A 24541-nucleotide genomic window follows, 5' to 3' on the forward strand; every position below is an offset into this window, starting at 1 on the left:
CCTCCGGGCGTTATCGGGCGCAGAAATGCGCCGCCAATCCCTGTTCCAGCTCGTCCAGCAGCTGATAGCGGCGGCGATACTCGGCGCGCTTCTTGCTGGCAACTTCTTCGATCGGCTTGCGGGCGATGCGCTCGGGCAGCAGGAAATAGCCGCTGTCGAGCGGTTTGGCGCCCATCGACAGCCAGAACTGATCGTAATCGGCGTGCAGTTGGTCCTTCTTCTTACTCTGGTAACGCCAGTTTTGATAGATATGGGTGGCGTTGCCGACCGCCACGATCTGGCGGATGCCGAGGTGCCGCGCCAGCGTGCAGATGCCTTCCAGCACCAGCCGTTTGGGGAACAGGCCGTGGCACTCTTTGGTGGTGTGCTGGATCTCGGCGTGCGGCACCTCATGGTTTGCGCCCTGCAGGCCGCCGATGAACAGCGTCGGCTGCTGCTGATAATGCATCAGCGCAAAGGTGATCTCCGCCAGCATCACGCCGTTGGCGTTGCGCAGCAGCAGCGTGGCTTCCCCTTCCTTATTCAGCTTGTCGATCGCCGCCAGTTCCAGCGCGATCGGCGCTCCGTTTTTGCCCATCGCGCGGGCCAGCACGAAAGGCTGCGGGCCGAGGTGGCCGAGGCGCATCTTCAGCGGCATGCGCTGCGCGATGAGATCGTAATGATCGCGCAGGGCGAACAGGCATTCTATCTTGCTCATGTTGGCCGCCAGGTACGGGCGATGCAGTTTGCACGGCAGGTTCGGCTGCGCGCTCAGGATCTCCTCCAGCAGCGGGTTGCTGGCCAGGGTGCTGAGCAGGCCGCTGGTGGTGCGCCAGTTGAGCAGCGAACGGCCGAGAAACTTCAGGCGAAACGCGGGCTTTTTCCAGGCGTTGCTTGGCGCCTTTTCGCCATTGATCAGCGCCGTCATCAGTTGCCAGCCGTTAAGCGGCCGGGCGGAGGCGAGTGGGTAGCTGAGCTGTGACATGATGAAATCCTTGGCTGTATTGAATGGCGCTATTTCATCAAGGCTTCACTAAACGGGAGTTCAATGCTGAACTGTAACCAGGCGTGTCTCCACATTGTGTTGAGCTAAGGTTTAGTTATTCCCTACGGTGCGTGCTAATTTAGCTCCGCCGCCGCAATGGGCGGTTGATATTCACAAGCACAGGCAGGTCAATTTTGACAGGGTTTACAGGACATAAACGCCGCTGGATACTCGTTCTGGCGGTCATTGCGGCGCTTGCCGCGGCGGCCGTTTGGCACTTTCGCCATCCGGCGCCAACCGATTTCAAAACGGTGAAAGCCAGCAAACGCGATCTGCAGCAGAACGTGTTGGCGACCGGCCAGCTGGACGCGGTGCGCAAGGTTGACGTCGGCGCGCAGGTCAGCGGGCAGTTGGAAAAGCTGTATGTCGAGATCGGCGACAAGGTGAAGAAAGGCCAGTTGCTGGGCGTTATCGATCCGCAACAGGCGCAGAACAGCATCCGCGAAGGCGAGGCGACGCTGCGTGAACTGCATGCTCAACTGCTGCAGGCGCAGGCCGAACAGCAGCTGGCGGCGGTCACGCTGCAGCGCAACCAGGCGCTGGCCAAGCTGCAGGCGGTGTCGCGCCAGGATCTGGATCAGGCGGCGACGCAGCTGGCGGTGAAGAAAGCGCAGGTGGGCACCATCAATGCGCAGATCGCGCGGAACCAGGCCAGCCTGGATACCGCCAAGATCAACCTGGCCTATACCCGCATCGAGGCGCCGATGGATGGCGACGTGGTGCAGATCACCACGCTGCAGGGCCAGACGGTGATCGCGGCGCAGCAGGCGCCGAACATTCTGACGCTGGCGGATCTCGGCACCATGCTGGTGAAGGCGCAGGTGTCGGAGGCCGACGTCATCAACCTCAAGCCGGGTCAGAAGGCCTGGTTCACGGTGCTGGGCGATCCGACCCGGCGCTTCGACGGCGTGCTGAAAGACATTCAGCCGACGCCGGAAAAGGTCAACAACGCCATCTTCTATTATGCGCGTTTCGAAGTGCCCAACCCGGAAAGGCTGCTGCGCTTGCAAATGACGGCGCAGGTGCATATTCAGTTGGCCGGCGTCGAGCAGGCGCTGGTGATCCCGCTGGCGGCGCTGGGCGATCAGATCGCCGACAATCGCTACCACGTCTCGGTGCTGAAGCAGGGCAAGGAAGAGAAGCGCGAGGTGGCTATCGGCCTGCGTAACAATATCGACGTGCAGATCCTCAGCGGCCTCGAGGCGGGCGATGAGGTGATCGTCAGCCGCGGCGGCGTGGAGGCCGGCTGATGGCGGCGCTGTTGCAGCTGAGCGGCATCCGCCGCAGCTACCGTTCCGGTGAGCAGACGGTGGAGGTGCTGAAGGGGATCAGCCTGAGCATCGACGCCGGTGAAATGGTGGCGATCATGGGGGCCTCCGGCTCCGGCAAATCGACGCTGATGAACATTCTCGGCTGTCTGGACAAGCCGAGCGCCGGCGTGTATCGGGTGGCCGGGCAGGATGTGGCGACGCTGAGCGACGATGCGCTGGCGCAGCTGCGGCGCGAGCATTTCGGCTTTATCTTTCAGCGCTATCATCTGCTGCCGCACCTGAGCGCAGCGCACAACGTCGAAGTGCCGGCGGTGTACGCGGGGCTGGGCAAAGCGGCGCGGCGCGAGCGGGCGGAGGCGCTGTTGCGGCGTCTGGGGCTGGGGGAGCGCGTCAACTACCGGCCGAGCCAGCTTTCCGGCGGCCAGCAGCAGCGCGTCAGCATCGCCCGCGCGCTGATGAACGGCGGGCAGGTGATCCTGGCGGATGAACCGACCGGCGCGCTCGACAGCCACTCCGGCGAAGAGGTGATGGCGATCCTCAAACAGCTGTGCGCCCAGGGCCACACGGTGATCCTGGTGACCCACGATCCGGCGGTGGCGTGCCAGGCGGAGCGGATCATCGAGATCCGCGATGGCGAGATCATCGCCGATTCGCGTCCGGCACAGCAGGAGAATGCGCAGGCCAAGCCGCTGGCGCTGGCCACTGCGGCACCTTCCTGGCGGCAGGTGGGCGGCCGTTTCCGCGAGGCGCTGGTGATGGCCTGGCGTGCGATGGCGGCCAACAAGATGCGCACCGCGCTGACCATGCTCGGCATCATTATCGGCATCGCCTCGGTGGTGTCGATCCTGGTGATCGGCGATGCCGCCAAGCAGATGGTGCTGGCGGACATTAAATCTATCGGCACCAACACCGTCGATATCTATCCCGGCAAGGACTTCGGCGACGACGATCCGACCTACCGGCAATCGTTGAAATACGGCGATCTCGATGCGCTGCGCGAACAGCCGTACATCAGCGCGCTGTCGCCGAGCATCAGCAGCAGCATGCGGCTGCGCTTGGGCAACGTCGACGCGGCGGCCAACGTCAACGGCGTCAGCGAGCAGTTCTTCCGCGTGTACGGCATGAGCTTTACCCAGGGCGTCGGCATCGACTCGATGCAGGTGCAGTCGCAGGCGCAGACGGTGGTGATCGACGCCAATACCCAGCGGCGGCTGTTCCCGCACCAGAAGAACGTGGTGGGTGAGGTGATCCTGGTAGGCAACATGCCGGCGACGGTGGTCGGCGTGGCCAGGGAGAAGCAGTCGATGTTCGGCAGCAGCAAGACGCTGAACGTGTGGGTGCCTTACAGCACCATGGCCAACCGATTGATGGGCAACAATTATTTTGACTCGATCACCGTGCGCATCCGCGACGGCTACGACAGCAAGGAAGCGGAACAGCAGCTGTCGCGCCTGTTGACGCTGCGCCACGGCAAGAAGGACTTCTTCACCTATAACATGGACAGCCTGGTGCAAACCGCCGAGAAAACCACCCGCACGCTGCAGCTGTTCCTGACGCTGGTGGCGGTGATTTCGCTGGTGGTCGGCGGCATCGGCGTGATGAATATCATGCTGGTGTCGGTGACCGAACGCACGCGCGAGATCGGCATCCGCATGGCGGTGGGCGCCCGTTCCGGCGACGTGTTGCAGCAGTTCCTGATCGAAGCGGTTCTGGTCTGCCTGGTGGGGGGCGCGCTGGGGATTACGCTGTCGTTCGCCATCGGCCTGGCGGTGCAGCTGGTATTGCCGGGCTGGCAGATCAGCTTCCCGCCGGCGGCGTTGCTGAGTGCGTTCCTCTGTTCCACCGGCATCGGCGTGGTGTTCGGCTATCTGCCGGCGCGCAATGCCGCGCGGCTGAATCCGATCGATGCGCTGGCGCGCGAGTAGGTAACAGGCATAAAAAATGCCAGTCACACGGCGGCTGGCATTTTTATCGCAGTCACGCTCAGTGCAGCGCGACTTTGCCGGAAGCGTTTAGGACAGCGCCTCGCTTTCCACCGGCACAATAAGACTGGCATGGTTCCCTTTCGGCCCTTGATGCACGTCGAAGCTGACCTGCTGGCCCGCCTTCAACGTTCTGTAACCATCCATCTTGATGGTGGAATAATGCGCGAAAATATCTTCGCCGCCGCCGGCTGGGCAGATGAAGCCAAAACCTTTGGCGTTGTTAAACCATTTAACAGTACCCGTCTCCATGCTTTTACATCCCTCGCAACGCTATTTTAAGTGAGATGAATAACTGATTTCGCACCCGCCGTGGGCGGGTAGCAGGGTGGACAAGGGGTGGTTAAAAGACCACCAGCCACGAATTTACACTCTAGAGCAAATGATCGGGGCGTCAAGGGATCGGCTTTTGTCGGCGGGGAGCAGTTCACCAAAGTTTGAAGCAGGTAACGCTATTGCCACGATTCAGTCACAATTGGCCCGTTTTTTTGCGCACGTTACAGTGCGGCGGGACGATGCCGAAGATGATAAAATAGTAACTATCCCCACTTTGAATAACCGAAACCTGCCCCCATATCTGAGGGCAGAGCAGAGAAGATGAGCAGCGATGGGCAATAACAACGACTGGCTAAACTTTGAACACTTGGCCGAAGAAAAACAAATCGATGCGGTAAAACCGCCGTCTATGTATAAAGTTATACTTAACAACGACGATTACACACCGATGGAATTTGTGATTGACGTTCTGCAAAAGTTCTTTTCTTATGATATTGAACGCGCAACGCAACTGATGCTCACGGTCCACTATCAAGGCAAGGCGATCTGTGGTGTTTTTACCGCCGAGGTGGCGGAAACCAAAGTCGTCCATGTGAACCGGTACGCAAGGGAGAACGAGCATCCGTTGCTTTGTACGCTGGAAAAAGCCTGAATAAGGCAATCTATTGGGGAGGTGCTTATGCTCAATCAAGAACTGGAACTCAGTCTCAACATGGCTTTCGCCAGGGCGCGTGAGCACAGACACGAGTTTATGACCGTGGAGCACCTGTTGCTGGCGTTGCTGAGCAACCCTGCCGCGCGAGAAGCGCTTGAGGCATGTACGGTGGATCTGGCCGCGTTGCGCCAGGAGCTGGAAGCCTTCATCGAACAAACCACACCGACGCTGCCCGCCGGCGAAGAAGAGCGCGACACTCAGCCGACGCTCAGCTTCCAGCGCGTGCTGCAGCGCGCGGTCTTCCATGTGCAATCTTCCGGCCGCAGCGAAGTGTCCGGCGCCAACGTGTTGGTGGCCATCTTCAGCGAGCAGGAGTCGCAGGCGGCCTATCTGCTGCGCAAACACGACGTCAGCCGTCTCGACGTGGTGAACTTCATTTCACATGGCACGCGTAAAGACGAGCCGGGCCAAGCGCCGAATGCGGAAAACCCGGTGAACGAAGAGCAGTCCGGAGGGGAAGACCGTATGGAAAACTTCACCACCAACCTCAATCAGTTGGCCCGTGTGGGCGGCATCGACCCGTTGATCGGCCGCGATCGTGAGCTGGAGCGCGCGATTCAGGTGCTGTGCCGCCGTCGTAAAAACAACCCGCTGCTGGTCGGCGAATCCGGCGTCGGCAAGACCGCCATCGCCGAGGGCCTGGCCTGGCGTATCGTGCAGGGCGACGTGCCGGAAGTGATGGCGGACTGCACGCTGTATTCGCTGGACATCGGTTCACTGCTGGCCGGCACCAAATACCGCGGCGACTTCGAGAAGCGCTTCAAGGCGCTGCTCAAGCAGCTGGAGCAGGATCAGAACAGCATTCTGTTCATCGATGAAATTCACACCATCATCGGCGCCGGCGCGGCTTCCGGTGGGCAGGTGGATGCCGCCAACCTGATCAAACCGCTGCTGTCGAGCGGCAAGATCCGGGTGATCGGCTCGACCACCTACCAGGAGTTCAGCAACATCTTCGAAAAGGATCGTGCCCTGGCGCGCCGTTTCCAGAAGATTGACATCACCGAACCGACGGCGGAAGAGACCGTTCAGATCATCAACGGCCTGAAGACCAAGTATGAAGCGCACCACGACGTGCGTTATACCGCCAAGGCGATCCGCGCCGCGGTGGAGCTGTCGGTGAAATACATCAACGATCGTCATCTGCCGGACAAGGCGATCGACGTGATCGACGAGGCGGGCGCCCGCAGCCGGTTGATGCCGGCCAGCAAGCGCAAGAAAACCGTCAACGTGGCCGATATCGAATCCGTGGTGGCGCGCATCGCTCGCATCCCGGAGAAAACCGTGTCGGCCAGCGATCGCGACGTGCTGAGAAACCTGGGCGATCGCCTGAAGATGCTGGTGTTCGGCCAGGATCAGGCGATCGAAGCGCTGACCGAAGCGATCAAGATGAGCCGCGCCGGCCTGGGCCACGAGCGCAAGCCGGTCGGTTCCTTCCTGTTCGCCGGGCCGACCGGGGTCGGGAAAACCGAGGTCACCGTACAGTTGGCCAAGGCGATGGATATCGAGCTGCTGCGTTTCGACATGTCCGAGTACATGGAGCGGCATACCGTCAGCCGTCTGATTGGCGCGCCTCCGGGCTATGTCGGTTACGATCAGGGCGGGCTGCTGACCGATGCGGTGATCAAGCATCCGCATGCGGTGGTGCTGCTCGATGAGATCGAGAAGGCGCACCCGGACGTGTTCAACCTGCTGCTGCAGGTGATGGACAACGGCACGCTGACCGACAACAACGGCCGCAAGGCGGACTTCCGCAACGTGATCCTGGTGATGACCACCAACGCCGGGGTGCGGGAAACCGAACGCAAATCGATCGGCCTGGTGCAGCAGGACAACAGCACCGACGCGATGGAAGAGATCAAGAAGGTGTTTACGCCGGAGTTCCGCAACCGTCTGGACAACATCATCTGGTTCAACCATCTGTCTACCGAGGTGATCCAGCAGGTGGTCGACAAGTTTATTGTCGAACTGCAGGCGCAGCTGGATGCGAAGGGCGTCTCGCTGGAAGTGAGCGACGAAGCGCGCGACTGGCTGTCGGTGAAGGGCTACGACCGCGCGATGGGCGCTCGTCCGATGGCGCGCGTCATGCAGGAGAACCTGAAGAAACCGTTGGCCAACGAACTGCTGTTCGGCTCGCTGGTGGACGGCGGCTCCGTGAAGGTCGAGCTGGACAAGGACAAGAAACAGCTGACCTACCACTTCCTCAGCGCCGCCAAGCGCAAGGCGGACGAGGGCGCGGTGCACTAAGGCCGCCTTCAGGCAAAGAAAAAGCGATGCTTCGGCATCGCTTTTTTTATGGGTGAGATTCACCGTACAACAGAAACGAGTGAGCCCTCTCAGTTTACCTGCGCACCTGCAACCCGTTGTGTAACGTCGCTGCGGGGGTAAACGGAAAGGGCTCCCGAGGGATTACATCCTCGATGCCGCCAACGTGTGGCGCGCGGTGAGCCGATTAACGGCTACGGAAGACAATGCGGCCTTTGCTCAGGTCGTACGGGGTCAGCTCTACAGTGACTTTGTCGCCCGTCAGGATGCGGATATAGTTTTTACGCATTTTACCGGAGATGTGTGCGGTTACCACGTGCCCGTTTTCCAATTCAACGCGGAACATGGTGTTCGGCAGCGTATCAAGAACGGTGCCCTGCATTTCAATATTGTCTTCTTTGGCCATCGAATCCTCTAGGTCTAACTACCTTAGTTTTTAACCGGCAAGATAATGCCGAAAAACCCCCATTATGTAAAGATGTGTCGGTGAACATTGCACCGTTTCCACCAATTAGTTTACTGGAGAGGGCGGTTCAGCCGGCTGTGGGGATATGACTTGCGGCTCCCAGCACGCCGGCGCCAAAGGCCGCCGTTGAAGGGTGCTGAGCTGCTGCAAAAATTGACGGCGCGGAATTTCACGCGCGCCAAGGCGGGCAGTGTGAGCGTTCAGCACCTGGCAGTCAATCAATTCCCCGCCATAAGCGGCAAAATGGCGGCAAAAGGCCATCAATGCGCATTTTGAGGCGTTGGTGACGCGGCTGAACATCGATTCGCCGCAGAACAACGCGCCCTGCGCCACGCCATACATGCCGCCGACCAGTTGATTATCCTGCCATACCTCCACCGAGTGCGCGTAGCCGAGGCGGTGCAGATGCTGATAGGCGCGCTGCACCTCCGGGCCGATCCAGGTGCCTTCATCCGGCCGGTGGGCGCAGGCGGCGATCACCGCGGCGAAGTCGTGATTGAGCGTGATGCGAAACGGATCGTGGCGCAAAAAGCGTTTCAGGCTGCGGTTGAGATGAAACTCTGTCGGGAACAGCACCGCACGCGGATCGGGCGACCACCACAGGATGGCTTCCCCCGGCGAATACCAGGGGAAGATGCCGCGCTCGTAGGCCGCCAGCAGCCGCGGCGCCGTCAGGTCGCCGCCGATAGCCAGCAGGCCGTTAGGGTCGCGCAGGGCGCTTTCAGGCGAGGGGAACGCCAGCGACTGTGGGGAAAGCTTCACGATGCGCATACGGGGTCTCTGCGTCCTCTACGGGCCGATTACGGCGCCAGGTTGCTGATACGGTTGCGAAAGCGGGCATAGCGGCCCTGCCGGCGCATCAGGGTGGCGTGATCGCCCTGTTCGACAATCCGGCCGTCGTCCATTACGCAAATGCGGTCGAGATGCTCCAGGCCGTACAGACGGTGCGTCACTAGGATCAGCGTTTTACCCTGACAATGCCGGCGCAGCAGCGCCAGGATCTGCTGCTCGGTTTCGGCGTCCAGCCCTTCGGTCGGTTCGTCGAGCAGCAGCAGCGGGGCCGGGTGCAGCAGCGCGCGGGCGATGCCCAGGCGGCGCTGTTCGCCGCCGGACAGCTGCCGGCCGCCTTCGCCCAGCCAGGCGTTCAGCCCGCCGTCGCTGTCCAGCAATTTATCCAGCCCCACCTGCCGCAGCACCTCGCTCAGGCAAGCGTCGTCGGCATCCGGCGCGGCCAGCCGCAGGTTTTCCCGCAGCGTATCGCTGAAGATATGCACCCGCTGGCTGACGACCGTGGTCATCCGACGCAGCGTGGCTTCATCATAATCCTCCAGCGGTTCGCCGTTGAGCAGAATTTTTCCGCCGTCGGTGCGCCAGGCGCGGGTCAGCAGCTGCAGCAGGGTGGACTTGCCGCAGCCGGTGCGGCCGAGCAAAGCGATGTGTTCGCCGGCCGCGACCTCGAGCGTGACGTCGCGCAGCACCGGCTGCGGTTGGTCGGGGTAGGTGAAGCTCAGCTGCTGCAGGCTAAGCTGAGCCCGATCGGCGGCGGCCGGGCCGGCGGCCGGGAAGGTGACCTCCGGCTGACGATCGATGATCTGCTTGACCCGCGTGGCGGAGGCAATGACCTGGCCGAGGTGCTGGAAGGCGCCGGCGACCGGCATCAGCGCTTCGAACGACGCCAGCGCGGCGAAGACAAACAGCGCGATCAGCGCGCCGGGCTGGGTATCGCCGCCGATGCCGGCGGCGGTCAGCCACAGCAGCAGCGTTACCGTCAGCCCGCTGGCGAGGATCATCAGCGCCTGCGCCATGCCGCTCAGCGAGGCCTGCTGCCACTGGCGGCGTTGCCACCGCTGTTCGGTGGCGTTCAGCGTCTGGCGGAAGTCGTTGACGGCGCCGAACACCACCAATTCCGCCTGCCCCTGCAGCCAGGCGGTCAGGTCGGTGCGGTATTGGCCGCGCAGCGCGGTAAGCTGGCCGCCGATCGGCTTGCCGGCGCGATAAAACACCGGCGGCACCAGCAGCAACAACAGCAACAGGATGCCGCCCAGCGTCAGGGCGAGTGCAGGATCCAGCCAGCTCAGGCCGTAGGTGACCACCAGGATCACCACCGCTGCGCTGATCAGCGGCGAGATCACCCGCAGATAAAGGTGATCCAGCGTGTCCACGTCCGCCACCAGGCGGTTGAGCAGCTCGGCCTGGCGGAAACGGGCGATGCCGCCCGGCGTCAGCGGCAGGATCTTGCTGAAGGTGAACACCCGCAGATGCGACAGCACGCGGAAGGTGGCGTCGTGGCTGACCACGCGCTCAGCGTAGCGCCCGGCGGTGCGGAAGATCGCCGCGCCGCGCACGCCGGCGGCCGGCAGCATGTAGTTAAAGGTCAACAGGCCCGCCAATCCGGCCAGCGACGAGGCGGCCAGGAACCAGCCGGAGAGCGCCAGCAGGCCGATGCTGGCCAGCAGAGTGACGATCGCCAAGAGGATGCCGAGGCTAATCAGCAGGCTATGGCGGCGGTACAACGCCAAAAACGGCAGCAAAACGCGCATGATTAAAGCTCCCCGCGGCGATGAGCGATCAGAGTGGCGAACAGGCCCGGCTGGGCGCTGAGGGTGGCGTAATCGCCCTGTTGCACGATGCGCCCGTTATCCATCACCCAAATCTGATCGTAGTCTTCGGTGTCTTCCAACTGGTGCGTCACCAGCAGGGTGGTTTGCTGATGCGAAGCGGCGTTCAACGCCTGCATCACCCGCTGCTCGCTGTGGGCATCGAGGCTGGCGGCCGGTTCATCCAGCAGCAGCAGGCGGCGCGGGCCGATCAGTGCCCGGGCGACCGCCACGCGCTGCGCCTGGCCGACCGACAGGCGGGCGGCGTTGTCGCCCACTTCAGTGTCGAGCCCCTGCGGCAGATAAGGGAGCAGTTCGCTGACGTAGGCGAGTTCCACCGCCTGCTGCAGCTGCGCTTCGTCGGCCTGCGGGCAGCCCAGCAGGATATTGGCGCGCAGGGTTTGCGCCGGCAGGTGCGGGTTCTGACCGACCCAGCTCAGCTGCTGGCGCCAGTTTTCTGCGGACAGGTCACGCAGCTCGACGCCGTTGACGGTCAGCGATCCGCGATAGGGCAGGAAGCCGAGCAGCAGATTCAGCAGCGAGCTTTTACCGGCGCCGCTCAGCCCGACCAGCGCCACGCGCTGCTGCGGTTGCAGGGTGAAGCTCAGCGGCCCGGCCAGCAGTACGCCGTTCGGCGACAGGATTTCCAACGCGTTCGCCTGCAGCGTCAGCGGTTGATCGGCGGGCAGTTGCCGCGTGCCGTTGCCCATCTGCTCGCCTTCAGCGCTGAGGAAGGTTTCCAGCGCTTCCGCCGCGCCGACCGCCTGCGCCTTGGCATGGTAGAAGGTGCCGAGATCGCGCAGCGGTTGGAAAAACTCCGGCGCCAGAATCAGCACCAGAAAACCGGAAAACAGCGTTACCCCGAGGCCGTAGCTGCCGAAGTTGAGTTCGCCGAGGTAGGAAAAGCCGAAGTACACCGCCACCACGGCGATGGAGATCGAAGCGAAGAACTCCAGCACGCCGGAAGAGAGGAAGGCCATGCGCAGCACTTCCATGGTGCGGCTGCGGAAGTCTTCGGAAGATTTGGCGATCTGCGCGGTTTCGGCCTGCGCGCGGTCGAACAGCCGCAGGGTGTCCAGGCCGCGCAGGCGGTCGAGGAAGTTGCCGCTCAATCGCGCCAGCGCCACGAAGTTGCGGCGGTTGGCGTCGGCGGCCCCCATGCCGACCAGCACCATGAACAGCGGGATCAGCGGCGCGGTCGCCAGCAGAATGATGCCTGCGGCCCAATTGATCGGGAAGACGGCGATCAGGATCAGCAGCGGGATGAAGACCGCCAGATACATCTGCGGCAGATAGCGCGAGTAATAGTCCTGCATATCCTCGATCTGCTCGATGATGATGCTGGCCCAACTGCCCGCCGGTTTGCCCTGGATCCAGGCCGGCCCGAGCTGCTGCAGCTTATCCAGCACCTGTTGGCGCATGCGCTGGCGGATCACCTGGCCACACCGGAAACCGACCCGTTCCCGCAGCCAGCTCAACAGCGCCCGCAGCGCGAACGCGGCGGCCAGCCAGATAAACGAAGGGATCAGCTGTTCGCGCGGGGTATGCTCGATGATCAGGGCGTGCAGCAGGCTGGCCAACAGCCACGCCTGCGCCACGATCAGCAGGCCGCTGAACAGCCCCAACAGCATGGAAAGGCGCAGCCAACGCTGCGCTAACGAACTCTGGGTTTTAAGCCAACGGGTTAACTGTTGCTGTCTGGTTTTTTTCATCAGATATGCGTCTGCGTCGCCGGCGCCCGTTTGTTACGGGCTGGGTTAACGTACTGTTAAATAATAGTGTTTGGCGCAATCGGCGACAAACAAGCGAGGCCCCATGTTACCTCGTCACCCGGCAGACTGAAAATAATAAAGCGGCCAAATGTGGCTATAACAGACGCGAGAAGGGGAGTACGGAGGGGGGAAACAAAAAAAGCGGCTCGAGAGCCGCTTTTTGCTGATGAAGAGAACGTTTTAGCAGACTTCTGCGCCGGCGATGCCGTCCAGGTAACGCTCCGCGTCCAGCGCCGCCATACAGCCGGTGCCGGCGGAGGTGATCGCCTGGCGGTAGATGTGATCCATCACGTCGCCCGCGGCGAACACGCCGGGGATGGTGGTTTGGGTCGCATTGCCGTGAATGCCGGACTGCACTTTGATGTAGCCGTTTTCCAGCTCCAGCTGGCCGCCGAAGATGCCGGTGTTCGGGCTGTGGCCGATGGCGATGAACACGCCGGCCAGTTCCAGTTCACGGGTTTCGTTTTCCGCTTTGGTGCTGCGGATACGCACGCCGGTCACGCCCATTTCATCGCCCAGCACTTCGTCCAGCGTATGGTCGGTGTGCAGCACGATGTTGCCGCTTTTCACTTTTTCCATCAGCCGGTCGATCAGGATCTTCTCCGAGCGGAAGCTGTCGCGGCGGTGGATCAGGTGAACCTCGGCGGCGATGTTGGACAGGTACAGCGCTTCTTCAACGGCGGTGTTGCCGCCGCCGACCACCGCGACTTTCTGGTTGCGGTAGAAGAAGCCGTCGCAGGTCGCACAGGCGGAAACGCCTTTGCCCTTGAAGGCCTCTTCGGAAGGCAGGCCAAGATAGCGGGCGGAGGCGCCGGTCGCGATGATCAGCGCGTCGCAGCTGTATTCGCCGCTGTCGCCGAACAGGCGGAACGGACGCTGCTGCAGATCGACGCTGTTGATGTGATCGAAGACGATTTCGGTCTGGAACTTCTCCGCATGCTCGCGCATGCGCTCCATCAGCGCCGGACCGGTCAGGCCTTCGGCGTCGCCCGGCCAGTTTTCCACTTCAGTGGTGGTGGTCAGCTGGCCGCCTTGTTCCATACCGGTGATCAGCACCGGGCTCAGGTTGGCGCGCGCCGCGTAAACGGCGGCGGTGTAACCGGCCGGGCCGGAGCCCAGAATCAGTAATTTGCTATGTTTAGCCGTGCCCATGAATAACCTCTTTATTCCACAATGGCGGACAATGAAGCCGATTGTAGGGAAAATGACGCAGTAAAAAAAGCGCCGGGCGACGTTGTTAACGATTTGTATGATAGTTGTCGCCTATTAATGCACCCGCTGTCGGCAAATCGTACGCCGAACGCAGAAATTTACCTTATCAAAGTCGCATTAGGCCGCTGAATCGCCAAGCGCGCAAAAACGGCGCATTCTGCGACTTAGGCCGCTCCCTGCCGGGGTTTATCTGCCAGCGATTCATAACCAAAAATGGGATGCAGACTTTTCGTGACGGTACGTTGTTCTGATTTTGCTTCTTTTACTTTGACAATCCGCTGCGCATTTGCGAAAACATCATAGGAAGAAGAAATTATCCCCGTAACACCAGCAAATCGTACGTATTTGCGCCGCGAGGCGGCAATGCGCGGTGGATGTGCGGAGCAGGGCGCGCAAGCGTTTGCTGATTTTTTCTCGACCTTAACGTCGTTACCGGCGCCGCGCGGGGTTGGACAGACAGGCTGCGCGGCGTGGAATGATGGTAGTGAAGAAGCATATGACAGGCATCGGGTCTTCGCTTGGAACGAACCCTTACACATTGACGTTGGCTAGGGTGTGGCAAGTGCACGGAAGAAAATAAGAGAGACAATAATAATGGCAGACAACAAGAAACGCCCGGGTAAAGATCTTGACCGTATCGACCGCAACATCCTGAATGAGCTGCAGAAGGATGGGCGTATTTCGAACGTCGAGCTTTCGAAGCGCGTGGGGTTATCCCCGACACCATGTTTGGAACGCGTGCGCCGTCTCGAGCGCCAGGGTTTCATTCATGGCTATACCGCATTGCTTAACCCGCATTATCTGGATGCGTCCCTGCTGGTTTTCGTGGAGATCACGCTGAACCGCGGCGCGCCGGATGTGTTTGAGCAATTCAACTCGGCAGTGCAGAAGCTTGAAGAGATTCAGGAGTGTCATCTGGTTTCCGGTGATTTCGACTACCTGTTGAAAACCCGCGTACCGGACATGTCGGCTTACCGTAAACTGCTGGGCGAAACCTTGCTGCGTTTGCCGGGGGTCAACGACACCCGTACCTACGTAGTGATGGAAGAAGTGAAACAGAGTAACCGTCTGGTTATCAAAACACGGTAAGGTGCAGGTGCAAAACCTGATTAAATTGGTTACACTCCTGTTTATTCATACAGTTTCGGCGCCGGGGAAGCTTCTCGGCGCTGTTGCTATGTCAGCTAACAGGAACCTGGAGAGCCTTTCTTGAGCCAGGAATATACAGAAGATAAAGAAGTTACCCTGAAAAGACTCAGCAGTGGCCGGCGTTTGCTGGAGGCTGTGCTTATCGTGGTAGCGATTTTTGCCGTTTACCTCATGGCTGCGCTGGTCAGTTTCAACCCGTCTGACCCAAGCTGGTCGCAGACCGCGTGGCATGAGCCGATTCACAACTTGGGCGGCGGTGTTGGGGCCTGGTTGGCCGACACGCTGTTCTTCACCTTCGGGGTGCTCGCCTACGCGATACCGCCGATCATGCTGGTTCTGTGCTGGGCGGCCTATCGCCAACGGGCCAACAGAGACTACGTCGACTATTTCGCGCTCTCCCTGCGCCTGATCGGCACCCTGGCGTTAGTGCTCACCTCCTGTGGGCTGGCGGCGCTGAACGTTGACGATCTCTATTACTTCGCTTCCGGCGGCGTGATCGGCAGCCTGCTGAGCAACGCCATGTTGCCATGGTTCAACGGCATCGGCGCCACGCTGGCGCTGCTGTGCGTGTGGGCGGCGGGGCTGACGCTGTTTACCGGCTGGTCCTGGCTGGTGATCGCCGAGAAGATCGGCGGGGCGGTGCTGGGCGTCGCGACCTTCATGACCAACCGTTCGCGTCGCGAAGCGCGTTATTTCGAGGATGACGAGCGTTACGTTGACGACGAGCCTGAGCAGGCAGGGAAGGGCGCCGCCGCAGCGGTTGCCGCGACCACCGCCGGAGCCGCGGCCGCCGATGACGACGTGTTGTTCTCTGCGCCTTCGGTCACTGAAAGCGCCAAAGAGGCGGCGGAAGACGCCGCCGATCCGTTGCTCAGCGGCCTGCGAACCGACGATGCTGAGGTTGAAGCCGACGCCGCGCCAATCGCGCCGGTGGTTTCGCCTGCACCGGCAGTGAAGGCAGCGATCCACGAGCCCGTTGCAGCGCCGATCGCCGCTCAGGCGCCGTCGGTAACGGTGGCGCCGGCCGCGCCGGCCTCGGTCAATCAGCACCCGGTGAGCGCCCCGGCGCAAGACGCCACGCCGCCGCTGTACTCCTTCGAAATTCCGGAAGAAACGCCTGCACCGAAGGCGACGCGCCCTGTCGATCCTTATCAGGATGACGATGAGCCGCGTCTCGGCAATTGGCAAGAGCCGGCTGCGCCGCAGCCGCCGGCGCGTTCTCCCTTTGATTTTACCGCCGCGCAGCGCGACAGCGCCGACGTCAGCGGAGCGGGTGGTTTCAGCGCTACCGGTGCCAAGCCACAGCTGGATACGGCAGCCGCTGCCGCTGCCGCTGCGGGCGCCGCAGCGGCGACCTTCATGCCGGCCTTCACGGCCACCAGCGACGGCAATCCGCAGGTTAAGCAGGGCATCGGCCCTGAGCTGCCGCGGCCGAATCCGGTGCGCATCCCGACCCGTCGCGAGCTGGCTTCTTACGGCATCAAGCTGCCTTCGCAGCGTGCGGCCGAGCAGGAACAGCGCCAGGCGGATCCTCAGCAGCCGACGGCGGTGAGCCCGCAGGAAGAAGAGGCGCTGCAGGAAGCCGCGCTGCGTCAGGCGTTTGCCGAGCAGCAAAGCCAACGCTACGGCGAAAGCTACGCGCCGGAGCAACAAGATGACGAGAGCGCCCTGCAGGAAGCCGAGCTGAGCAAGGCGTTTGCCGAGCAGCAGAACCAACGCTACGGCGAAGGCTATCAACAAGACGACGAAGAGGCGCTGCAAGAGGCCGCGCTGCGCCAGGCGTTCGCCGAGCAGCAGCAGGCGCGCTACGGCCAGCAAGCGGCTGCTCCGCAAGCGCCGGCCGCCAGCCCGGTGGATACCCGCAATGCTTTCAGCTTCTCGCCGATGGCGGATCTGGTGGATGATGGCCCGAGCGAGCCGATGTTCACGCTGTCTCCGCAGCTTGAAGAGCGCATTGAACAGCAAAGCGAGCAACAGGACGACGTGCCGTTCGGCCAGTTTGAGCCTGCGGCGCCGGTTGTCCAACCTCAGCAACCGCACTCGCAGCCTCAGCAATACCAGCAGCCGCAGCAACAACAGTATCAACAGCCGTCGCAGCAGCAGTATCAACAGCCACAGCAACCGGTGCAGCAGCAGCCTCAGCAAACTCAGGCCGAGCAGCATCCGGCGATGGACAGCTTGATTCACCCGTTCCTGATGCGCAACGATCAGCCGCTGCAGAAGCCGACCACGCCGCTGCCGACGCTGGATCTGCTGACCGAGGCCCCGAAAGAGGTAGAACCGGTCGACTCCTTCGCGCTGGAACAGAAGGCGCGTCTGGTGGAGGCCAGCCTGGCCGATTACCGCGTGAAAGCCGACGTGGTAGACATCCTGCCGGGGCCGGTCATCACCCGCTTCGAGCTGGATCTGGCGCCGGGCGTTAAAGCGGCGCGCATTTCCAACCTGTCGCGCGATCTGGCGCGCTCGCTGTCGACGTCGGCGGTGCGCGTGGTAGAAGTGATCCCCGGCAAGCCTTACGTCGGTCTGGAGCTGCCGAACGCCAAGCGGCAAACGGTGTATCTGCGCGAAGTGCTGGATTGCCCGGCCTTCCGTGACAACCCGTCGCCGCTGTCCATCGTATTGGGTAAGGACATCTCCGGCGAACCGGTGGTGGCCGATCTGGGCAAAATGCCGCACTTGCTGGTCGCCGGTACCACCGGTTCCGGTAAGTCGGTCGGGGTCAACGCCATGATCCTGAGCATCCTGTATAAAGCCACGCCGAAAGAAGTGCGCTTTATCATGATCGACCCGAAAATGCTGGAGCTGTCGGTTTACGAAGGCATTCCTCACCTGTTGACCGATGTGGTCACCGACATGAAAGACGCCGCCAACGCGCTGCGCTGGTGCGTGGGGGAAATGGAACGCCGCTACAAGCTGATGTCTGCCCTGGGTGTGCGTAACCTGGCCGGCTACAACGAGCGCGTCGATCAGGCCGAAGCGATGGGGCGTCCGATCCCTGATCCGTTCTGGAAGCCGACCGACAGCATGGACATCACGCCGCCGGTGTTGGAGAAAGAGCCGTACATCGTGGTGATGGTCGACGAATTCGCCGATCTGATCATGACGGTCGGCAAGAAGGTCGAAGAGTTGATCGCTCGCCTGGCGCAGAAAGCGCGTGCAGCGGGTATCCATCTGGTGCTGGCGACCCAGCGTCCATCGGTGGATGTGATCACGGGTCTTATCAAGGCCAACATCCCGACGCGTATCGCCTTTACCGTGTCGAGCAAGATCGACTCCCGCACCATCCTCGATCAGGGGGGCGCCGAGTCCTTGCTGGGTATGGGCGACATGCTCTATCTGGCGCCGAACTCCTCGATTCCGGTGCGAGTGCATGGCGCATTCGTGCGCGATCAGGAAGTGCACGCGGTGGTCAAGGATTGGAAAGCGCGCGAGCGGCCCCAATATAAAGAGGGCATTCTCAGCGGCGGCGAAGACGGCGAGGGCGGTGCTGGCGGCGGTATGGATGGCGACGAAGAGCTGGATCCGCTGTTTGACCAGGCGGTGGATTTCGTGGTGGACAAACGCCGCGCCTCCATCTCCGGCGTGCAGCGCCAGTTCCGTATCGGCTATAACCGCGCGGCGCGCATCATCGAACAGATGGAAGCGCAGGGCATCGTCAGCGAGCAGGGGCACAACGGCAACCGCGAGGTGCTGGCGCCGCCGCGGCACGATTGATGGTCGTTTAGCCATTGCAATTCAATAAGAAAGGGCCGCTTAAGCGGCCCTTGTGCAAAGAAGCGTAAACCCGTTTCTTCTCGGAACATTGGCCTACCGGCCGATCGCCGGCTTCGGGTAAAGTAACGGGGTAAAGGGTTGATTTGACCCGCACGGCGTCGCCCTGCGGTTAACGCATTTCATAAGGTATCTGGAATAATGAAAAAACTGTTAGTTGCCTGTTGTCTGCTTTCGGGATTCGCTTCTACCTCCGTGCTGGCCGACGCCGCACAGGATCTGCAAAGTCGCCTGGCGAAGGTGAACAGTTTCCACGCCAGCTTCTCACAAACCGTGACCAGCGCCGACGGCGCCGCGGTGCAACAGGGGGAAGGCGAGCTGTGGGTGAAGCGGCCAAACCTGTTCAACTGGCATATGACCTCGCCCGATGAGAGCGTGCTGGTCTCCGATGGCCAGACCCTGTGGTTCTATAACCCATTCGTCGAGCAGGTGACGGCAACCTGGCTGAAGAACGCCACCGGCAATACGCCGTTTATGCTGATCACCCGCAATAATGCCAGCGACTGGAAACAGTACAACGTGAAGCAAAAGGGCGATGATTTCGAGCTGACGCCGAAGTCCGCCAGCGGCAACCTGAAGCAGTTCGCCATCAGCGTGACCAACAGCGGCACCATCCGCAGCTTCGCCGCGGTGGAGCAGGACGGCCAGCGCAGTTCCTACACGCTGAAAAGCCAGCAGAACGTCGCCGCCGATCCGGCCAAATTCAAATTTACCCCGCCGAAGGGGGTGACGCTGGACGACCAGCGCCAGTGAGGTGCAAGTGAGTAATAATCTGTCGCTCGATTTTTCCCAGAACGAGTTCCAGCCGTTGGCCGCGCGTATGCGGCCGACCACGCTGGCGCAGTATATCGGCCAGCAGCACCTGCTGGCCGCCGGCAAGCCGCTGCCGCGTGCCATTGAGGCCGGGCAACTGCACTCGATGATTTTATGGGGGCCGCCGGGCACCGGGAAGACGACGTTGGCAGAGCTGATCGGCCGTTATGGCCAGGCGGATGTCGAACGGATCTCTGCCGTGACCTCCGGCATCAAGGAGATCCGCGAGGCGATTGAGCGGGCGCGGCAAAACCGCGACGCCGGCCGCCGCACCATCCTGTTCGTCGACGAAGTGCACCGCTTTAACAAAAGCCAGCAGGACGCTTTCCTGCCGCATATCGAAGACGGCACCATCACCTTTATCGGCGCCACCACCGAAAACCCGTCGTTCGAACTGAACTCGGCGCTGTTGTCCCGCGCCCGCGTTTACCTGCTGAAGGCGCTGACCGCCGAAGATATCGGCCAGGTGCTGGATCAGGCGATGAGCGACAAGGCGCGCGGCTTTGGCAATCAGAACGTCGAGCTGCCGGCGGAAACGCGCCGCCTGCTGTCGGAGCTGGTGGGCGGCGACGCACGCCGGGCGCTGAACAGCCTGGAAATGATGGCCGACATGGCGGAGTTGGACGCCAAAGGCGTGCGGGTGCTGACGCCGGAGCTGCTGAAAGAGGTGTCGGGCGAGCGCAGCGCGCGCTTCGACAATAAGGGCGACCGTTATTACGATCTGATTTCCGCGCTGCATAAATCGGTGCGCGGCTCGGCGCCGGACGCCGCGCTGTATTGGTATGCGCGCATCATTACCGCCGGCGGCGATCCGCTTTACGTGGCGCGCCGTCTGTTGGCGATTGCCTCTGAAGACGTGGGCAACGCCGATCCGCGCGGCATGCAGGTGGCGATCGCCGCCTGGGATTGCTTCACCCGCGTGGGGCCAGCGGAGGGCGAACGCGCCATCGCGCAGGCGATCGTCTACCTGGCCTGCGCGCCGAAGAGCAATGCGGTCTACACCGCGTTCAAGGCCGCCATGCGCGACGCCAAAGAGCAGGCCGATTATGACGTGCCGGAGCACCTGCGCAACGCGCCGACCAAGCTGATGAAGGAGATGGGGCTGGGGGCGGAATACCGTTACGCTCACGACGAACCCAACGCCTACGCCGCCGGCGAGAACTACTTCCCGCCCGAAATGGCCAACACGCGCTACTACCAACCGACCTCGCGCGGGCTGGAAGGGAAAATCGGCGAAAAGTTGGCATGGCTGGCTGAGCAGGATCAAAATAGCCCGACAAAACGCTACCGCTAGCGTGGCCGTTGCGGTAAGGTTAGCGGGTATCACTCTTCTTTTATGCGGCTATAAATCAGCCGCATAGAACAACAACACTTCTTTCAATAACAACAAGCACAGGATTAGCATGCTCGATCCCAATCTGCTGCGTAATGAGCTAGACGCAGTCGCCGTCAAACTGGCTCGCCGAGGCTTTAAACTCGATCTGGATCTGCTGCGTTCGCAGGAAGAACGCCGCAAAGTTCTGCAGGTAGAAACTGAAACGCTGCAAGCGGAACGCAACTCCCGATCGAAATCCATCGGCGCGGCCAAAGCGCGTGGGGAAGACATCGAGCCGCTGCGTCGCGAAGTGAACGAGCTGGGTGACAAGCTGGATGCCGCCAAGGCGGAACTGGATGCGCTGCAGAGCGAGATCCGCGATTATGCCCTGACGCTGCCTAACCTGCCGGACGACGCCGTGCCGGACGGTAAAGACGACAGCGAAAACCTGGAAGTCACCCGCTGGGGTGAACCGCGCCAATACGACTTCGCGGTGCGCGATCATGTCGATCTGGGCGAAATGGCCGGCGGGCTGGATTTTGCCGCCGCGGTTAAGCTGACCGGTTCGCGCTTCGTGGTGATGAAAGGGCAAATCGCCCGCATGCACCGCGCGCTGTCCCAGTTCATGCTGGATCTGCACACCGAACAGCACGGCTACCTGGAGGCCTACGTGCCTTACCTGGTCAACCACGCCACGCTGTACGGCACCGGCCAACTGCCGAAGTTCGGCGAAGACCTGTTCCATACCCGCCCGCTGGAAGAAGAAGCCGACAGCAGCAACTACGCGCTGATCCCAACGGCGGAAGTGCCGCTGACCAACCTGGTGCGCGACGAGATCGTGGAAGAGGAAACTCTGCCGCTGAAGATGACCGCGCACACACCATGCTTCCGTGCGGAAGCCGGTTCTTACGGCCGCGACACCCGCGGTTTGATCCGTATGCACCAGTTCGACAAGGTCGAAATGGTGCAGATAGTCCGTCCGGAAGATTCGATGGATGCCCTGGAAGAGCTGACCGGCCATGCGGAGAAAGTGCTGCAGCTGCTGAACCTGCCTTACCGCAAGGTGCTGCTGTGCACCGGCGACATGGGCTTCGGCGCCTGCAAGACCTACGATCTGGAAGTGTGGCTGCCGGCGCAGAACACCTACCGCGAGATCTCGTCCTGCTCCAACATGTGGGACTTCCAGGCGCGCCGCATGCAGGCTCGCTGCCGCAGCAAGGCCGACAAGAAGCCGCGTCTGGTCCACACGCTGAACGGCTCCGGCCTGGCGGTTGGCCGTACGCTGGTGGCGGTGCTGGAAAACTACCAGCAGGCCGACGGTCGCATTCAGGTGCCTGAAGTGCTGCGTCCTTATATGGGCGGCCTGGAATACATCGGTTAAACGGCAAAGCATTTGAAAAAAGCGCCTGCGGGCGCTTTTTTTTATGTCGGAAATTCAGTCTGTCGCCAGCGCGTAGGCCTGTTTAATGTAGTCCGCCAGGTGCTTGCTTTTCACTTCGGCGGGCGTGTGGAGCTTGATGTGCCGCCGATATTGGCCGTTGCCTTCAAGTTGCTGATAGCGATCTTCCAGTCGGTGCCCTTGGCCGAATTCCACCGTGACGTGACTGCGGTAGGCGAAAACGCCGCAGAAAAATTGAGTATGCGAGAACATGATGCCGCCGTATTTGACCGATTCGGTGACGCCACTGCCGCTCGCCGTGGCGACCCGGCGCACCTGTTGTACGATCTCCAGCAGCTCGCCGTGCGTGCTGCCGATGTCTGCCAGCAAGGTCTCGACCGCCGCATTATTTGCCTGACTCATCTCGCTTCTCCGTCGTTAAATCCGCTCTGCGCTGAGCATAGCGCTTTTTCAGCCGCTTAGCCGGAAACAAATCGTGCGCTGGAATGATAAGAGGCGATTGACTTTTTTATCGCCAGTGGCATGATGCGCGCACTCTCAATGCGCGTTCGGTCACAATTTCACTATGTCCGCTTACTCCCGCCCGGTGCTCTTATTGCTCTGCGGCCTTTTGCTGCTTACGGTATCCATTGCCGTTTTGAATACGTTAGTGCCGCTTTGGTTAACCCATGCTCAGCTGTCGACCTGGCAAGTGGGTATGGTCAGCTCCTCTTATTTCAGCGGCAATCTGTTGGGCACGTTGGTAGCGGGCAAACTGATCCAGCGCGTCGGCTTCACCCGCAGCTATCATCTCTCTTGTTTGCTGTTCGCCGCCGCGACCGCCGGCATGGTGCTGTCGATCGATTTCTGGAGCTGGCTGGGCTGGCGCTTCTTCGCCGGCGTCGGTTGCGCCTGGATCTGGGTGATCGTGGAGAGCGCGCTTTTGCGCAGCGGCAATTTGAGCAACCGTGGCCAGCTGCTGGCGGCCTATATGATTGTCTATTACCTCGGTACGGTGACCGGCCAATTACTGTTGAGCATGACCTCGACCGAATTGCTGCATGTGGTGCCGTGGGTGACCGCGATCGTGATCAGCGCCATGTTGCCGATGTTGTTCGCGCGGGTAAACCGCCATGAAGACGAGCCGCAGCAGGCGGCGGTATGGACAATGTTGAGACGCCGCAGCGCGCGCCTGGGCATCAACGGCTGCATCATCTCCGGCATTGTGCTCGGTTCTCTGTATGGCCTGATGCCGCTGTATCTCTCTCATCAGGGCATGAGCGACGCTAACGTCGGTTACTGGATGGCGCTGTTGGTCAGCTCCGGCATCGTCGGCCAATGGCCGGTCGGGCGCCTGGCCGATCGTTACGGGCGCTTGCTGGTGCTGCGGATTCAGGTGTTTGTGGTGATCCTCGCCAGCGTGGCGATGCTCGGCAACTACGCCATGGCACCTTCACTGTTCATCCTCGGCTGCGCCGGCTTTACCCTGTATCCGGTGGCGATGTCCTGGGCCTGTGAGAAGGCAATGCCGCACGAACTGGTGGCGATGAACCAGGCGCTGCTGATGAGTTACACCATCGGCAGCTTGCTGGGCCCATCGATGACGGCGCTGCTGATGCAGAACTATTCCGACCGCGTGCTGTTCGTGATGATCGCCGCCGTGGCGCTGGTTTACCTGCTGATGCTGCTGAAGAAACAGAAGCCGGATCACCATCACACGCCGTTCGCCGCCGCCTGAGCATGAAAAAACCGGCCATGAGCCGGTTTTTCTTTTGGCGTGCGCTAATCAGTAAATCACTTTGTGGCCGTAGCTTTCCAGGATGCCTTTGACGCGATCCATGGTCTCGGCTTTCGGCGGGTGCACGCCGTCCAGCTTGTACTCTTCCCCCATCGCTATCCATTTGTGCTTGCCCAGTTCGTGGTAGGGCAGCAGCTCGATTTTCTCGATGTTGGTCATGTCTTTGGTGAACTCGCCCAGCAGGTGCGCCGACTTATCGTCGTCTGACCAGCCCGGCACCACCACGTAGCGGATCCAGGTGCGCTGGTTGCGTTTCGCCAGGTAGCGGGCGAATTCCAGCGTGCGGTGATTGGAGACGCCGACCAGGTTCTGGTGGATCTCGTCGTTCATCTGTTTCAGATCCAGCATCACCAGATCGGTGGTGTCCAGCAGCTCGTCGATCACCGGATCGTAGCGGCGCACAAAGCCATTGGTGTCCAGGCAGGTATTGATGCCTTCGGCGTGGCAGGCGCGGAACCAGTCGCGCACGAATTCAGCCTGCAGGATCGCCTCGCCGCCGGACGCGGTCACGCCGCCGCCGGACGCGTTCATGAAGTGGCGGTAGGCCACCGCGTCTTTCATCAGCTCTTCGACGGTCACTTCCTTGCCGCCGTGGGTGTCCCAGGTGTCGCGGTTATGGCAATAGAGGCAGCGCATCAGGCAGCCCTGGAAGAAGACGATAAAGCGGATCCCGGGCCCATCGACGGTGCCGCAGGATTCGAAGGAGTGGATGCGACCAATTGCTGACATTGCGGGGTTTT

At 61.4% G+C, this 24541-nt stretch carries 19 protein-coding genes; 10 read left to right on the plus strand and 9 right to left on the minus strand.

What is annotated here, in order from left to right:
- Nucleotides 1-10: 10 nt before the first annotated feature.
- Nucleotides 11-964, minus strand: coding sequence for a VirK/YbjX family protein (locus tag ACJ8IM_RS07875; RefSeq protein ID WP_033654258.1), 954 nt, complete (start codon nucleotides 962-964; stop codon nucleotides 11-13).
- Nucleotides 965-1158: 194 nt separating this feature from the next.
- Between ACJ8IM_RS07875 and macA the strand changes: the two genes are divergently transcribed.
- The gene (macA, locus tag ACJ8IM_RS07880; protein ID WP_033637836.1) at nucleotides 1159-2274 is read left to right on the plus strand and encodes a macrolide transporter subunit MacA; all 1116 of its coding nucleotides are present in this window, start codon (nucleotides 1159-1161) and stop codon (nucleotides 2272-2274) included.
- Nucleotides 2274-4220 carry a macrolide ABC transporter ATP-binding protein/permease MacB gene (macB, locus tag ACJ8IM_RS07885; protein WP_033654257.1) on the plus strand — a complete coding sequence of 649 codons (1947 nt, stop codon included), beginning with the start codon at nucleotides 2274-2276 and terminating at the stop codon, nucleotides 4218-4220. The genes macA and macB overlap by 1 nt, the downstream gene beginning before the upstream one ends.
- A gap of 87 nt (nucleotides 4221-4307) precedes the next feature.
- On the opposite strand, the gene cspD is transcribed toward macB, so the two are convergent.
- Nucleotides 4308-4529 carry a cold shock-like protein CspD gene (gene cspD / locus ACJ8IM_RS07890; RefSeq protein ID WP_004928349.1) on the minus strand — a complete coding sequence of 74 codons (222 nt, stop codon included), beginning with the start codon at nucleotides 4527-4529 and terminating at the stop codon, nucleotides 4308-4310.
- Between the two features lie 355 nt (nucleotides 4530-4884).
- Here cspD and clpS point away from each other — a divergent pair, with 355 nt between their 5' ends.
- Both clpS and clpA read left to right on the plus strand, forming a co-directional pair.
- Nucleotides 4885-5205, plus strand: a complete 321-nt coding sequence (gene clpS / locus ACJ8IM_RS07895) for an ATP-dependent Clp protease adapter ClpS (RefSeq protein ID WP_004928347.1) — start codon at nucleotides 4885-4887, stop codon at nucleotides 5203-5205.
- Between the two features lie 27 nt (nucleotides 5206-5232).
- Complete coding sequence (gene clpA, locus ACJ8IM_RS07900) at nucleotides 5233-7512, plus strand: ATP-dependent Clp protease ATP-binding subunit ClpA (protein ID WP_025302261.1); 2280 nt, start codon at nucleotides 5233-5235, stop codon at nucleotides 7510-7512.
- A gap of 205 nt (nucleotides 7513-7717) precedes the next feature.
- Here clpA and infA read toward each other — a convergent pair whose 3' ends face one another.
- The 5 genes from infA to trxB form a co-directional block, all read right to left on the minus strand.
- Nucleotides 7718-7936 (minus strand): translation initiation factor IF-1, encoded by a 219-nt coding sequence (infA, locus tag ACJ8IM_RS07905; protein WP_002211347.1) that lies wholly within the window; start codon nucleotides 7934-7936, stop codon nucleotides 7718-7720.
- A gap of 105 nt (nucleotides 7937-8041) precedes the next feature.
- Entirely contained in the window at nucleotides 8042-8767 is a 726-nt protein-coding gene (gene aat / locus ACJ8IM_RS07910) for a leucyl/phenylalanyl-tRNA--protein transferase (RefSeq protein ID WP_033637838.1), read from the minus strand.
- 29 nt (nucleotides 8768-8796) lie between these two features.
- Complete coding sequence (gene cydC / locus ACJ8IM_RS07915) at nucleotides 8797-10536, minus strand: heme ABC transporter ATP-binding protein/permease CydC (RefSeq protein ID WP_033654256.1); 1740 nt, start codon at nucleotides 10534-10536, stop codon at nucleotides 8797-8799.
- Between the two features lie 2 nt (nucleotides 10537-10538).
- Nucleotides 10539-12305 carry a heme ABC transporter permease/ATP-binding protein CydD gene (gene cydD / locus ACJ8IM_RS07920; protein WP_033654255.1) on the minus strand — a complete coding sequence of 589 codons (1767 nt, stop codon included), beginning with the start codon at nucleotides 12303-12305 and terminating at the stop codon, nucleotides 10539-10541.
- Nucleotides 12306-12545: 240 nt separating this feature from the next.
- On the minus strand, nucleotides 12546-13517 hold the full coding sequence (trxB, locus tag ACJ8IM_RS07925; RefSeq protein ID WP_033637844.1) for a thioredoxin-disulfide reductase: 972 nt from the start codon (nucleotides 13515-13517) through the stop codon (nucleotides 12546-12548).
- 654 nt (nucleotides 13518-14171) lie between these two features.
- Here trxB and lrp point away from each other — a divergent pair.
- From lrp to serS, 5 genes are all read left to right on the plus strand, one after another.
- On the plus strand, nucleotides 14172-14666 hold the full coding sequence (gene lrp / locus ACJ8IM_RS07930) for a leucine-responsive transcriptional regulator Lrp (RefSeq protein WP_004928318.1): 495 nt from the start codon (nucleotides 14172-14174) through the stop codon (nucleotides 14664-14666).
- Between the two features lie 120 nt (nucleotides 14667-14786).
- Nucleotides 14787-18440, plus strand: a complete 3654-nt coding sequence (locus tag ACJ8IM_RS07935) for a DNA translocase FtsK 4TM domain-containing protein (protein WP_033654254.1) — start codon at nucleotides 14787-14789, stop codon at nucleotides 18438-18440.
- Between the two features lie 198 nt (nucleotides 18441-18638).
- On the plus strand, nucleotides 18639-19250 hold the full coding sequence (lolA, locus tag ACJ8IM_RS07940; RefSeq protein WP_019454555.1) for an outer membrane lipoprotein chaperone LolA: 612 nt from the start codon (nucleotides 18639-18641) through the stop codon (nucleotides 19248-19250).
- 67 nt (nucleotides 19251-19317) lie between these two features.
- Nucleotides 19318-20604 carry a replication-associated recombination protein A gene (locus tag ACJ8IM_RS07945; RefSeq protein WP_051917632.1) on the plus strand — a complete coding sequence of 429 codons (1287 nt, stop codon included), beginning with the start codon at nucleotides 19318-19320 and terminating at the stop codon, nucleotides 20602-20604.
- Between the two features lie 109 nt (nucleotides 20605-20713).
- Nucleotides 20714-22006, plus strand: coding sequence for a serine--tRNA ligase (gene serS / locus ACJ8IM_RS07950; RefSeq protein WP_033642556.1), 1293 nt, complete (start codon nucleotides 20714-20716; stop codon nucleotides 22004-22006).
- A gap of 54 nt (nucleotides 22007-22060) precedes the next feature.
- Here the strand turns inward: serS and ACJ8IM_RS07955 are convergent, their stop codons facing one another.
- Nucleotides 22061-22426, minus strand: coding sequence for a DUF1801 domain-containing protein (locus ACJ8IM_RS07955; protein WP_033650668.1), 366 nt, complete (start codon nucleotides 22424-22426; stop codon nucleotides 22061-22063).
- 163 nt (nucleotides 22427-22589) lie between these two features.
- Between ACJ8IM_RS07955 and ACJ8IM_RS07960 the strand changes: the two genes are divergently transcribed.
- Nucleotides 22590-23741 carry an MFS transporter gene (locus ACJ8IM_RS07960; RefSeq protein ID WP_033654251.1) on the plus strand — a complete coding sequence of 384 codons (1152 nt, stop codon included), beginning with the start codon at nucleotides 22590-22592 and terminating at the stop codon, nucleotides 23739-23741.
- Nucleotides 23742-23789: 48 nt separating this feature from the next.
- Here ACJ8IM_RS07960 and pflA read toward each other — a convergent pair whose 3' ends face one another.
- Nucleotides 23790-24530: a pyruvate formate lyase 1-activating protein gene (pflA, locus tag ACJ8IM_RS07965; protein ID WP_033637850.1), complete on the minus strand. Its 741-nt coding sequence runs from the start codon at nucleotides 24528-24530 to the stop codon at nucleotides 23790-23792.
- Nucleotides 24531-24541: the final 11 nt, after the last annotated feature.

Origin of the sequence: Serratia sp. CY33525, from assembly GCF_052169115.1 — a bacterium.
GTDB lineage: Bacteria > Pseudomonadota > Gammaproteobacteria > Enterobacterales > Enterobacteriaceae > Serratia > Serratia sarumanii.